Consider the following 12,164-nt stretch of genomic DNA (forward strand, 5'->3'; position numbering starts at 1 on the left):
GTGGACACTCTCAACGAGCTCCTTGGCGGCTTTGCCGCGGCCATGACGTGGCAGAACCTGATCTTCGCCTTCCTGGGCTGCCTCCTGGGCACCATCATCGGCGTGCTTCCCGGCATCGGACCGGTAGCCGGCGTCGCGTTGCTCATCCCCCTGACCATGAACCTTGATGCGACCGGGGCCATCATCATGCTCTGTGCCATCTTCTACGGCACCGCGTACGGGGGAACCATCACCAGCGTCCTGCTGAACACCCCGGGTGAGGCAGCATCCGCGATCACCACCATTGATGGTTATGCGATGACCAAGATCGGCAAGGCCGGAGCGGCACTCACCATTGCCGCCGTCGGGTCCTTTGTTGGCGGGACCATAGCCACCCTTGGCCTCGTGGCCGCCGCAAAGCCGCTGGGCGAGCTGGGTCTCCTGGTGGGCCCGCCCGAATTCTTCGCACTGATGGTGGTGGGCATCTCCTTGCTGGTGGCCTTGGCAGGCAAGTCCATGGTCAAGGCGCTCATCTCGGGCGCGTTGGGGCTGCTGATCTCCATGGTGGGCATCGACCCCGTTGCGGGAGCGCCGCGCTTCACCTTCGGCTCGGACAACCTTTTGGATGGAGTCAGCTTCGTCGCCGTGATCGTCGGTGTCTTCGGCCTCTCCGAAATCCTGTCCTACCGGAAAGGTGACAAAGCCGACGTCGTCCACGCGCCCGGCCTGCGATCCTTGCTGCCCAACCGGGCAGAGTGGCGTCGCAGCGTGCCGTCCATGGCACGCGGTACAGGTATCGGTTTTGGCCTGGGCCTCATTCCCGGAATGACCGGATCTGTCTCCTCCCTCCTTGCCTACGGCGCGGAGAAGAAGTTCTCCAAGCACCGCAAGCAACTGGGCAGTGGAGCGATTGAGGGCGTCGCGGGACCGGAGACGGCCAACAACGCACACGCCAACGCCGCGCTCATTCCGCTGTTCACCCTGGGTATCCCGGCCTCACCCACCATCGCGGTTTTGATGGGCGCATTCCTCCAGCAGGGCCTCACCCCGGGACCTACGCTCTTTACCGAGCACTCGGAAATTGCCTGGGCCATCATTGCCAGCCTCTTTATTGGCAACCTGTTGCTGCTGCTCCTGAACGTTCCGCTGGTGGGATTGTGGACCTCCATCCTCAGGGTTCCGGCCTCCATCCTCACTGCGCTGATCCTGCTCTTCATGGTGATTGGGGCCTACACCATCAACTTCAACGTGTTCGATGTGTTCGTCATGATCGCGTTCGGGCTCCTCGGCCTGGGCTTGAGGCACCTGGACATCCCGTTGGCCCCCATGGTGCTCACACTGGTGCTTGGTCCGCTGATGGAACGGTCGCTGCGCGAATCACTGGAGATCTCGCAGGGCGACTTCGGAATCTTCGTCAACCGGCCCATCTCCATGGTGCTGATCGGCATCGGACTCCTGATTGTCCTCAGCCCGCTCCTGAAGCTGCGTAAACCCAAGGCGCTCACGGAAGACCCCGAAACGTAAACCACCCCCACCCGCAAGATCCCCCTCACTTCAAAGGAGAAGACCATGCCTCGTGCACGCATCATCGCAGCCTTCGCTGCAGTAACCCTCGTTGCCCTCACCGGCTGTGGAGCCAATGCCGGCGCCGCAAACACAGCCGCTGACGATTTCCCCAAGAAGGGCAAGTCGATCGACCTGATCGTTTCCTTCTCATCCGGTGGAGCCGTGGACACAGCAGCCCGCCTGGTACAACCCATCCTTGAAAAGGAACTCGGCACCAACGTTGAGGTGATCAACAAGCCCGGTGCCGGCGGGCAGATCGGCTACACGCAGCTGACCAGTGCCAAGCCGGACGGCTACACCATCGGCGCCACAGGCTCGCCGTCCGTTGTGGTATCCCCGTTGGACCCGGCCCGCGGCGCGAAGTACACACGCGACAGCTTCCAGCCCCTTGGCCGCCAGGTCATCGACCCCACCGTGATCGCCGTGCAACCGGACAGCCCGTACAAGACGGTCAAGGACCTCATTGAAGCTGCCAAGGCAAAACCCAAGTCCATGACGGCCAGCACCACCGGCCTGCAGACCGGTGAGCACTTCGCGCTCGCACAGATTCAGCAAACCACGGGAGCAGAGTTCGCGCCGGTCCACTTCTCCGAAGGCGCGTCGCAAGCCACCACGGCCTTCCTGGGCAAGCACGTGGACGTGCTGGTTGCCAACGTCAGCGATGTGACTGACCTGACCAAGCAGGGGAAGGCACGCGTCCTTGGCGTGATGACTACTGAGCGCGCTCCGTCACTGCCGGACGTTCCGACGTTCCAGGAGTCGGGCTATGAAATCGAAGCCGGCACGGTCCGCGGCTACTCCGCACCGGCAGGTTTGCCGGACGCCGTCGCAAAGAAGCTCGAAGCAGCCCTCCAGAAGGCGATCGAGGATCCCACGGTGGTCCAGAAGATGAAGGACCTTGGCTTGCAGACCAGCTACCTCAACGGCGCTGACTACAAGGAGTTCTGGGCTGGCCAGGAGGACGGCTTCAAGAAGGTCCTGCCCTTGGTCCAGAAGAAGGACTAGCCCCAACGGCGCCCACCCACCTCACAGAAAGCGAATACAGCCATGACTGCTCCTGTCCTCGAAGACCTCGACGCTGACTTCCCCCGCCCCGACCAGGACGTCATCGACCGTCTTGCCAAGCTCCCGGCGGCCAACATAGGCGACGCCATGGACCGCCTGGGCGTAGCGGACTCCGCCATCCAGGCAGTTTGGCCCGGTGCCCGCCTGGCCGGCCCGGCGTTTACCGTGTGGACCCGCCCCGGTGACAACCAGGGGATCCACCGTGCGCTCCAGCTGGCGCGTTCAGGGGATGTGATCGTCGTAGCCGGCGGCGGGGATGAATCCCGTGCCCTGCTTGGCGAACTTATTGGCGAGCGTGCCATCAACCTCGGTATAGCCGGCTTCGCCCTGGACGGTGCCGCCCGCGATGCCGAAGCCCTCGGCGAGATCGGGATGCCCGTCTTCGCCCGGGCCGTTACTCCGGCCGGTCCGTACAAGAACGGTCCGTCACGGCTGGGAAGCCCGGTCGCTTTCGGCGGCGTTCCGGTGATGCCGGGCGACATCATCATTGGTGATTCCGACGGCGTGGTGGTCATCCCACGGGAGCAGGCCGCCGCCGTCGCCGAAGCTGCCGAGGCCGTCTTCGCCGACGAGACCAACCGCCGGTCCGCGATCGTCGCGGAGCGCCACAAGTAAGCACCGCACCACGTTTTGACCTGCCGGGCCGAACCTCCCGGCCCGGCAGGTCCATGCCGCCGTGCCCACAGAACAACACACAGGAAAGACAAGATCATGACAGTTTGCACCGTCATTGGCCTCGGCGAAGCCGGAGCCACCTACGCGGCAGCCCTCGTTGCCGCCGGTCACCACGTCAAGGGGTTCGACCCCGTGGCACCCTCCACCCCGGAAGGAGTTGTCCGTGCAGCCACTGCTGCTGAAGCATCCGTCGGGGCGGACATTGTCCTGGTCCTGACAGGCGCAGCAGCAGCCCCCGCGGTCGCCGCGGAGTGCCTGCCGGTGCTGGCCAAGGGCAGTTGCTACGCGGACTTAACTTCCTCCTCTCCGCAGGTCATGCAGGAATTGGGCCGGATCCCGTCCGAAGCGGATTTCGCCGACGTCGCGATTCTTGGGCCGGTGCCTACGCAGGGTGTGAAGACGCCCTTGATGGTCAGCGGCCCCGGCTCCGAGGCGGTGGCCGCGCTGCTCGCTCCGCTGGGTGCCGTCGTCGAAATTGCCGACGGCGAACCAGGGGCCGCCATGGCGCATAAACTTCTGCGGAGCGTCCTGATGAAAGGATTCGCTTCAGTGGTGGTCGAGGCCGTCACCGCGGGCCGGGCTGCCGGGTTGGAAGAGTGGATCCGGGACCAGATCGCGCGCCAGTTGGCCGGCGACGGCCAGGCAGTCATTGACCGGTTCCTGGTGGGCACGGCCAAGCATGCGCAGCGGCGTTCCAAGGAAATGCAGGACACCGCGAGCTACCTCGCCGACGACCTCAAGGTGCCGGCGGAAATGACGACGGCGGCAGCTGCGGCCTTGGTGCGCATGGCCAGCGAGCCGGCCGAACCCGAAGCTGCGCTGCGCTGAGCTGGCGCCCTGCGCGGAAGAACTGAAGAATTGGAATAAGAGGACAATGAAGTACTCACCGGCATCGCACGTCCTGTCAGGAGCAGCACCATGATCGGCATCTGGGCCCTCGGCGCCTACCTTGCCGTCATCCTGCTCTGGACCACGCTGCTCAAGCGCAGCGTGGGGGAGGCCATGATCATAGGATTCCTGGTGGTCCTGCCATTTACCGGAGCTGCTGTGGCGCAGGTTGCCTGGTCGTCTCTCTACTCTGCGATCACGGACGAAATCGTCTATGCCACCATTGCTTTCGTGTTCATGGGTTATCTCCTGGACAAGACGGGCGTGCTGGACAAGCTGATTGACCTGCTGAATTCAATGATCGGCGGGGTGAAGGGTGGACCGGCTTGGGTTTCCACCGTGGCTTCCGCCGGGCTTGGCGGCGTGGTCCACAACCAGGCAGCCATCGCTGCAACTGTCGGCTCGGTGACGATTCCGTGGATGGAGAAGTCCAAACTGGACAAGCCCGCTGCAGCCACCCTCGTCGCAGGCAACGCGGGCATGGGCATCACGTTCCCATTCAGTGCGTCGATGTTCGTACTGGTCGGATCGGCCACCGTTGGGCCTCTGTTGAACATCAACGAGCTGGTGCTGCCGTTGCTGGCTGGTGGGCTGTGGTGCTTCCTCCACCGGCTGATTGTCACTTGGCTGCTGGTGCGGAAGAGCGGGATGACACCCTTGGATCCCGCGCACCGGTTGGCTGTCCGGACGGCGTTCGGCCAAGGCTGGGCCACGTTGTTGCTGTTCGTCGTGGTGGCCGTTCCACTGATCATCACGTCCGGAGCCATCGCCTCGGCATTGTCGGACTGGACTGGTGGAGATGTTACCAAGTCCGTCAGCGTCATAGTTTGGATTCCGGTGGTGCTCATCATTACCGGAGCATTGCTGGGCCGGAAGATGCTTCCGCGCAACGGCCGGGCGTGGTGGGACATGCTGCAGAATTCCGCTCCGCGGTTCGGCGTGGTGGGAATTACCGTCGTGTTCGCTTTCGCCGGCGCCAACGCCCTGGCCGCGACCGGGCTGCCGAAACAGATGACTGCGCTGCTGGGACAGATGAACCTGCCATTGTGGCTGCTTGCCATCCTCATCGGCTTGATCGTCATTGCTGTCGCTGCGCCACTCAGCGCGACGGCCACCATGGCCGCCGTCGGAACTGTCGGAGTCGCCACCCTTGTTGCGGCCGGCGTGCCGGCAACGACCGCAGCCGTGGCGGTGCTGGTTTTCTCCTCCTGTGAGGCTGCGGTCCCGCCCGGGGGTGCCCCCCTGTACGTGGCCTGCGGCATCGCGGACGTCAACCCGATCAAGACCTTCTCCAGGCTCCTCACGCACTATGCCGTTCCCCTGCTGGGCATCGGTGTGCTGATCATCCTGGGCGTCCTCCCCATCTAAGGAAAATCCATGCAGCAGATTCGACGGACCATCCAGTCGACCTTCGTCGTCACCCTTGCCGTTCTCCTGATGGGAGGCATTGTGTTCGTGCTTGGCCAGGCCGCTGGATTGGTGGCCGGGCAGGGGGCATGGCTGACGTTCTTTAACGAGTTCTTTAAACCCGGCATGTGCATTGTGGCCTCCGTGTGTGCCGTGGCCGGGTTCCTGTTGAGTTACAACAGTCCACAGGGCGCGGATGTGAAAGAGGAGGCGGCAACGCGATGAGCTACCCTTCATACGCGCAGCTGCTGCAGCGGGAGGGGAGGCTGGCGGGCACCTCGTGGGAGGTGTTCCCGGAGAAGGACCGGGGAACGCCGTCCTTCATCACCCCCGAAGCCGTCCTCACGGCGAAAGACTGTATCCGGACAGGAACAGTTTTCGGCTTGGACTACGCAGCCGACGATTTCGACCCCGGGATGTCGCTCAAGCGTGGAGCCCCCCGACACATCATCTACTCGGCGCACCCGGCCCACCGTGACGATTACCTGGATGGCTATTACCTGCAGGGTTCCACCCAGATCGACGGCCTCAGGCACCGCCGTGCCGATGACGTGGGTTTCTACAACGGCACCCCGGACGTCCTGGTCTGCGAAGGGACTGCGGAGCTTGGCATCCAGGGGTGGGCGGAGCAGCCCATCGTGGGGCGTGGAGTGTTGGTGGACCTCGACGGGTACCGCTCGGCGGAGGGCCAGCCAATCGACCACGCGGCAGGCGAGCAGCTGGGTTTTGCGCTCATCCAGGCCGCCATCGAGGCGCAGGACCTCACGCTGAAGCCGGGGGATATCCTCATGCTGCATACGGGCTGGTGCGAGTGGTTCCTCGCGCTGCCGTCGGACCGGAAGCAGGAGGTCCGGGCCAGCCGGAAGGCATCCGGGGTGGAGCAGTCCCAGGAGTTCGTGGCCTGGGCCTGGGACAACCAGCTCTCCGTGCTCGCGGCCGACAACTTCGCCTTCGAATGCCTGCCCGCCGTGACGGACAGCCCGTTCCTGGAGTCGGCGCCAAACGACAACGGGATGATGCACCAGCAACTCCTGGCCAAGCTCGGCATGCCGCTGGGCGAGCTGTGGAAGCTTGGACCCCTCGCCCGGCACCTGCGAGGTGCCGGCCATTGGGACGCTTTCGTCAGCATCAAGCCGCTCAACATCGTTGGTGGTACCGGTTCTCCCGCCAACGCCACGGCGCTCACCTGACGCTAGTCGTCGGTGAAATCCCCGGCATCCCTGCGGAAGGTGCCCAGTACGCGGATGAGGTGATCGACGTCGTCGTCCCCGAAACCGGACTTGCCGAAAACCTCGGCGTTCAGCGCCGCCGTCGCCTTCTTGGCCAGGCTGCGGCCATCAGCGGTGAGCTCGATCAGGGTGGTGCGGCCGTCGGTTGGGTGCGGTGAGCGGGCCACCAGGGCGGCCTTCTCGAGACGGTCGACGGCGTTGGTCACCGACGTCGGATGGACCTGCAGGAGCGCGCTGGCTTTGTTCATGGGCAGCGCGCCGCTGCGGGCGAAACTGAGCAGTGCCAGCAGCTCGTAGCGCGCGAAGGTCAGGCCAAAGGGCTTGAGTACCGTCTCGATGCGTGCCAACAGGATTTGCTGGGTCCGCATGATCGCGGTGATGGCTGCCATGGGCGCGGCGACATCGCCCCAACCATGCCGTTCCCAGTTGCGCTGGGCATCGGCAATGGGATCGCGGGGGAGTGGGGTGCCCATGGGCCTCCTTCGGTTGCGTGGTTGGCTAGTCTTTCAGATTCGGGAACTCTTCCTCGGTATATTCCACGCCCAGACCGGCAGGCAGCGGACCGTCGCCATGCCGGGCCACTTCCGTCCCGCGCAACTCCACGCGCCGTATTTTGCCCGAGATCGTCTTGGGCAGCTCACCGAATTCGAGCCGTCGGATGCGCTTGAACGGGGCCAGGTGTTCGCGGCAGTAGCGGAGGATGTCCTCTGCGACGCCGGGTCCGGGTTCGTAGCCGGCAGCCAGCACCACGAAGGCCTTGGGCACTGACAGCTTCACGGCGTCAGGCGAAGGCACGACGGCGGCTTCCGCCACTGCGGGGTGTTCGATCAGGACGCTTTCGAGTTCGAAAGGCGACAGGCGGTAGTCGGAGGACTTGAACACGTCATCGTCCCGGCCGACGTAGGTGATGACGCCGTCCGCGTCCCGGCTGGCCATGTCGCCGGTGTGATAGTAGCCGTCGCGGAAGGCATCGGCTGTTTTTGCTTCGTCGCCGAAGTAACTTTTCATGAGCCCCACGGGCCGGGGGTCCAAGCGCAAGCAGAGTTCGCCGTCGTCGGCTTCCTGCCCGGTGACCGGGTCCACCAGGACGACGTCGTACCCGGGCAGTGGCCGTCCCATGGAACCGATCTTCACGGCCTGGGCAGGCGTGTTGGCGATCTGGACGGTGGACTCGGTCTGGCCGAAACCATCGCGGATGGTGACACCCCATGCCTTTTCCACTTGGCCGATCACCTCGGCGTTCAGTGGCTCGCCAGCCGAAACCACCTTGGAGGGTGGGTTGGTGAGCTGCGTGAGGTCGGCTTGGATGAGCATCCGCCACACCGTTGGAGGAGCGCAGAAACTCGTGACGCCCTCGCGGCCCATCTGGTTCATGAGCGCGGCGGCGTCGAAGCGTTCGTAGTTGTAGATGAAGACGCAGGCCTCGGCAATCCAGGGCGTGAAGACATTGGACCAGGCGTGCTTGGCCCAGCCTGGGGAAGCGACGTTGAGGTGGACATCGCCGGGTTCCAGGCCAATCCAGTACATGGTGGACAGATGGCCCACCGGGTACGAGGTGTGGGTATGTTCCACCAGTTTGGCGCGCGAGGTGGTCCCGGACGTGAAGTAGAGGAGCAGCGTCTCATCGGCGCGGGTGGGGGCGTCGGGCGTGAAGTCGGTGCCGGCGTCGTACGAATCCGCGTACTGTTTTGCCTGCTGATTAGCGCTTTCCGCGCCGACCTCAATCAGGGTGTAATCGCCTTGCACGGAATCGAACTTGCCGATGTTGGCGCTGCCGACGGCGACCCAACCCGCCCCGCCGCGCTCCACCCGGTCCTGGAGGTCGCGGGCACCCATGAGGGTGGTGGTGGGAATCATGACGATGCCCAGCTTGATGCCGGCCAACATGATTTCCCAGAGTTCCACCTGGTTGCCGAGCATGATGATCATATGGTCGCCGCGCTTGACGCCCTGGCTCCGCAGCCAGTTGGCGACCTGGGACGACCGCTCCGAAAGGTCGCGGTAGGAGCGTCGGGTTGAGCTGCCGTCCTGTTCCGCGATCACCAGCGCCGGCTTGGTGCCCCTGGTCTCATCCGCAGCGACGTGATCGAACCAGTCGAGGGCGAAGTTGAAGTATTCAAAGCGCGGCCACTCGAATTCTGCATGCGCCAGTTTGTAGTCTTCGCGCAGTTCCAGCAGCCGGTCGCGGGCCGCACGGAAGTCTTCTGTGACTGTCATAGTCCGCCTTTCGCCTTCGGGTTGACCTGGCATCCTCGCCGAAGTCCCCGCCTAGTGATCCACATCACCTTGCAATATACTAGGACATCCAAGGGTTTGGAAGAGCCTGCACGGGACATGACGAAGGGGTCCAATGCTCGACGAAAAAGCTGCCGGCACCACTACAAGTGGCGCGGCAACAGAACACGTCCTCCCTCCCTATCCGGAGGCGGACCTGATGCACGTCATCGATCTACTGCCCGAAGGGGAGCGCGAGCGGTACCTCGAGATCCGGGAGTTCCTGCAGGAGCGCATTCGGGCGGCAAGCATCGACTACTGGAACCGCGAAGAATTCCCGTTCGGGTTGCTCGCCGACATGGCCAAGTACGGGCTCGGTGGGCTCCAGACCGACGGTTCCTCCAAGCTGTTCAAGGGCCTCATGTACACCGAGATTGCCCGGGCTGACGTGTCCCTCTCGGCCCTGGTGGGAATCCACAACGAACTCATCGTGGGCATGATCAACGAGCTCGGCTCCGACGAGCAGAAGCAGAAGTGGTTGCCCGGCCTCGAATCCTTTACCCAGTTGGGCGCCTTCGCGCTCACCGAACCGGACCACGGCTCCGACATCGCCGGAGGACTCTCGACGACGGCGCGGCGCGACGGCGGCGAATGGGTCATCAACGGTGCCAAGCGCTGGATCGGGGCAGCTACCATTGCCGACTTCGCGTTGGTCTGGGCCCGCGATGAGAGTGACGGGCACATCAAGGGTTTCATCGTGGAAACGGACCGGGCTGGCTTCACGGCCACCAAGATCTCCAACAAGATTGGCCTTCGCATCATGCAGAATGCGGACATCATGCTGGATGATGTCCGCATTCCTGAATCAAATCTCCTTCCCGGGGCCTCGGAATTTTCCCGGGCCAATGACCTCTTGCGTGATTCCCGGGCCTGGGTTGGCTGGCAGGCCGCGGGAATTCAGCTCGCTGCCTTCGATATTGCCCGTGCCTACGCGCTGGAACGCCGGCAGTTCGGCAAGGAACTGGCCAAGTTTCAGTTGGTGCAACAGCAGCTCGCGGACATCCTCGGCAACGCCAACGCGTCGCTGTCCATGATGGTGGAACTGGCCCGGATCCAGCAGGCCGGCAAGCTCGAAATGGTCCAGGCTGCCATGTGCAAGGCCACCACCACGCGGCTGGCACGCTCCTCGGTGGCCATGGGCCGCTCATTGCTGGGCGGGAACGGGATCACCACGGATTACGAGATGGGCAAGCTCTTCGGAGACGCCGAGATCCTGTATACCTATGAGGGTAGTTACGAGATCAACTCGCTCATTGTTGCCCGGGCAGTGACGGGAAAGTCGGCGTTCGTCTGAGGCTGCACGCTAGGAATTTTGGGCGACCACCAGGTCCGGGTCCGGGTCCGAGGATGGGGACTGCGATGGGGCCGCGGCTGCGTGTTCAGCCAGGACTCCGGTCCGGTGCCTGATGCGGAGGCGGTAGAGCAGTGTTCCGCCGATGACGACTGCCGCGACGAACATGACACCGCCCCATTGCAGGTACCACTCAAAGGGCGGCACCGAGTTGTAGATCTCCGGCCGTGGCCACACCAGGTTCAGTGTCATGGCCGCGCCCCAGAGCACGGCCAGGATGTTCACCGGCAGGCCCCATTTGCCCAGGCTGAATCCGGGTTCTGATCCGTCGTCCTTCAATGGCCACTTCTTGAGGAACCGGCGCCGCAGCATCGGTACCGTAACCAGCAGGTAGGAGAGGTAGATCAGGACGATGCTGATGCTGGAAAGGATGGTGAAGATGGCTGGCTGGGAGATGTTGACGAGCAGGGGAATCACAGCCACCACACCGATGACGATGGCCGCCACGGTGGGGGTTTTCCGGGTGGGGTGCACCCTGCTGAGCTGACGGCTGAAGGGCAGGTTGTTGTCCCTTGCCATAGCGAACATCATCCGGATGGCAGCGGCGTGGACGGCCAGCGTGCACACCACCACAGCCACGACGATGCACGCCAGGAACGCCTTGCCGAAAGGTCCGCCCAGCACCGAAAGCACTATGTACTGCAGGCCGCCGTCAGCAGCCCCAATCTTGGGATCGGAGAGATCCGGCGCGGCCAGTATTCCGCCCAGCAGGAGCAGGCCGCCCAAGAGGAAGGACGCCGTGACAGCGCGGAGGATAGCCTTGGGAGCCGTCTTCTTGGGGTCCTTGGTTTCTTCGCCCAGTGAGCTCGCCGTGTCGAATCCGTACATGACGTAACCGGAAGCCATGGCGGCAATCAGGAACACTCCGAAGAAGCCCAGGGGTTGCCCTTCGCCGAACCCGGCAGTGTCCAGGAGGACTTCCGGGCCCCGCACCGCGTGCCAGATGAGCGCCACGATGAGCAGGACGGCCGCAACGAGTTCCACGAACACACCAACGCTATTGATCATGGTCATGAGTTTCACGCCGAAAGCGTTGATGAGTGTGGAGATGCCGATCATGATGCTGGCAAGGATGACCCCGTTCACCGCGAAGTCGTAAGGGCCGGTTCCATCACCCACCAGTTGGAAGCCGCTCCAGATCTGCGGCAAGGTGATTTGGAGGGCCAGGGCGACGGACCCCAGGGCCATGATCGAGGAGAGCAGCAGCAGCCACCCCGCCAGCCAGGCCCACGTTCCGCTGGAGAGCCTCTTGGCCCAGTTGTAGACCGATCCGGCCACCGGATAGCGTCCGGCCAGTTCGGCAAAGCACAAGGCGACCATCAACTGGCCGACAAAGACGATGGGCCACGACCAGGCGTAGGCGGGTCCCGCCGTCGAAAATCCGAAGTAGAACAGTTGGAAAACGCCGGTGAGGATGGAGATGTAGCTGACGCCGGCCGCGAAGCTGGCGAACTTACCGATGCTGCGGTCAAGGGTTTGGGCGTAGCCAAACTCGTCCATGCCGCTTGCGTCGCTCTTGCGGGGTCCTAATTTGCTGGGTTCTGACATTCGAACTCCTAACTCAGACATGCGCGAATGGTGCTGACCTGCGGCCGCCATTGGACGCAGTCGAAATCAAAAGACCGGGCACCGCTTTGTGCCTCCGGCTGTTTTCCCCCAAGTTATTGCGTGGCTGGCTGGGGCAATCGAGGTATTCGAGGTCCAGGCCATGGCCGCCAAGCCCCAACCGT

General features: G+C 63.7%; 11 protein-coding genes. 8 read left to right on the forward strand and 3 right to left on the reverse strand.

What is annotated here, in order from left to right:
* The 7 genes from AC5RU9_RS09955 to AC5RU9_RS09985 all read left to right on the forward strand — a co-directional run bounded on the left by AC5RU9_RS09955 (position 1) and on the right by AC5RU9_RS09985 (position 6,770).
* Positions 1 to 1,503 (forward strand): tripartite tricarboxylate transporter permease, encoded by a 1,503-nt coding sequence (locus tag AC5RU9_RS09955; protein ID WP_494016301.1) that lies wholly within the window; start codon positions 1 to 3, stop codon positions 1,501 to 1,503.
* A gap of 45 nt (positions 1,504 to 1,548) precedes the next feature.
* Positions 1,549 to 2,550: a tripartite tricarboxylate transporter substrate binding protein gene (locus AC5RU9_RS09960; RefSeq protein WP_494016302.1), complete on the forward strand. Its 1,002-nt coding sequence runs from the start codon at positions 1,549 to 1,551 to the stop codon at positions 2,548 to 2,550.
* Positions 2,551 to 2,592: 42 nt separating this feature from the next.
* Positions 2,593 to 3,225: an RraA family protein gene (locus AC5RU9_RS09965; RefSeq protein WP_494016303.1), complete on the forward strand. Its 633-nt coding sequence runs from the start codon at positions 2,593 to 2,595 to the stop codon at positions 3,223 to 3,225.
* A 96-nt stretch (positions 3,226 to 3,321) separates the two neighbouring features.
* Positions 3,322 to 4,113 carry an NAD(P)-dependent oxidoreductase gene (locus AC5RU9_RS09970; protein WP_494016304.1) on the forward strand — a complete coding sequence of 264 codons (792 nt, stop codon included), beginning with the start codon at positions 3,322 to 3,324 and terminating at the stop codon, positions 4,111 to 4,113.
* A 90-nt stretch (positions 4,114 to 4,203) separates the two neighbouring features.
* Positions 4,204 to 5,541 carry a TRAP transporter large permease subunit gene (locus AC5RU9_RS09975; RefSeq protein WP_494016305.1) on the forward strand — a complete coding sequence of 446 codons (1,338 nt, stop codon included), beginning with the start codon at positions 4,204 to 4,206 and terminating at the stop codon, positions 5,539 to 5,541.
* A gap of 9 nt (positions 5,542 to 5,550) precedes the next feature.
* Positions 5,551 to 5,805 (forward strand): hypothetical protein, encoded by a 255-nt coding sequence (locus tag AC5RU9_RS09980; protein ID WP_494016306.1) that lies wholly within the window; start codon positions 5,551 to 5,553, stop codon positions 5,803 to 5,805.
* Positions 5,802 to 6,770 (forward strand): cyclase family protein, encoded by a 969-nt coding sequence (locus AC5RU9_RS09985; RefSeq protein WP_494016307.1) that lies wholly within the window; start codon positions 5,802 to 5,804, stop codon positions 6,768 to 6,770. Before AC5RU9_RS09980 ends, AC5RU9_RS09985 begins: the two co-directional genes overlap by 4 nt.
* A gap of 2 nt (positions 6,771 to 6,772) precedes the next feature.
* Here AC5RU9_RS09985 and AC5RU9_RS09990 read toward each other — a convergent pair whose 3' ends face one another.
* Positions 6,773 to 7,282 carry a MarR family winged helix-turn-helix transcriptional regulator gene (locus AC5RU9_RS09990; RefSeq protein ID WP_211713829.1) on the reverse strand — a complete coding sequence of 170 codons (510 nt, stop codon included), beginning with the start codon at positions 7,280 to 7,282 and terminating at the stop codon, positions 6,773 to 6,775.
* A gap of 25 nt (positions 7,283 to 7,307) precedes the next feature.
* Positions 7,308 to 9,026 (reverse strand): AMP-binding protein, encoded by a 1,719-nt coding sequence (locus AC5RU9_RS09995; RefSeq protein ID WP_494016308.1) that lies wholly within the window; start codon positions 9,024 to 9,026, stop codon positions 7,308 to 7,310.
* A 133-nt stretch (positions 9,027 to 9,159) separates the two neighbouring features.
* Between AC5RU9_RS09995 and AC5RU9_RS10000 the strand changes: the two genes are divergently transcribed.
* Positions 9,160 to 10,377, forward strand: coding sequence for an acyl-CoA dehydrogenase family protein (locus tag AC5RU9_RS10000; protein WP_494016309.1), 1,218 nt, complete (start codon positions 9,160 to 9,162; stop codon positions 10,375 to 10,377).
* Positions 10,378 to 10,386: 9 nt separating this feature from the next.
* Here the strand turns inward: AC5RU9_RS10000 and AC5RU9_RS10005 are convergent, their stop codons facing one another.
* Positions 10,387 to 11,982 (reverse strand): APC family permease, encoded by a 1,596-nt coding sequence (locus AC5RU9_RS10005; RefSeq protein WP_494016310.1) that lies wholly within the window; start codon positions 11,980 to 11,982, stop codon positions 10,387 to 10,389.
* Positions 11,983 to 12,164: the final 182 nt, after the last annotated feature.

The sequence above is a fragment of the Arthrobacter sp. B0316-5-4 genome (genome assembly GCF_059090325.1).

Bases quoted from the DNA above. Each gene is read 5' to 3' on its own strand.
- AC5RU9_RS09960 (WP_494016302.1), top strand. From the start codon at position 1,549: ATGCCTCGTGCACGCATCATCGCAGCCTTCGCTGCAGTAACCCTCGTT.
- AC5RU9_RS09965 (WP_494016303.1), top strand. From the start codon at position 2,593: ATGACTGCTCCTGTCCTCGAAGACCTCGACGCTGACTTCCCCCGCCCC.
- AC5RU9_RS09970 (WP_494016304.1), top strand. From the start codon at position 3,322: ATGACAGTTTGCACCGTCATTGGCCTCGGCGAAGCCGGAGCCACCTAC.
- AC5RU9_RS09975 (WP_494016305.1), top strand. From the start codon at position 4,204: ATGATCGGCATCTGGGCCCTCGGCGCCTACCTTGCCGTCATCCTGCTC.
- AC5RU9_RS09980 (WP_494016306.1), top strand. From the start codon at position 5,551: ATGCAGCAGATTCGACGGACCATCCAGTCGACCTTCGTCGTCACCCTT.
- AC5RU9_RS09985 (WP_494016307.1), top strand. From the start codon at position 5,802: ATGAGCTACCCTTCATACGCGCAGCTGCTGCAGCGGGAGGGGAGGCTG.
- AC5RU9_RS09990 (WP_211713829.1), bottom strand. From the start codon at position 7,282: ATGGGCACCCCACTCCCCCGCGATCCCATTGCCGATGCCCAGCGCAAC.
- AC5RU9_RS09995 (WP_494016308.1), bottom strand. From the start codon at position 9,026: ATGACAGTCACAGAAGACTTCCGTGCGGCCCGCGACCGGCTGCTGGAA.
- AC5RU9_RS10000 (WP_494016309.1), top strand. From the start codon at position 9,160: ATGCTCGACGAAAAAGCTGCCGGCACCACTACAAGTGGCGCGGCAACA.
- AC5RU9_RS10005 (WP_494016310.1), bottom strand. From the start codon at position 11,982: ATGTCAGAACCCAGCAAATTAGGACCCCGCAAGAGCGACGCAAGCGGC.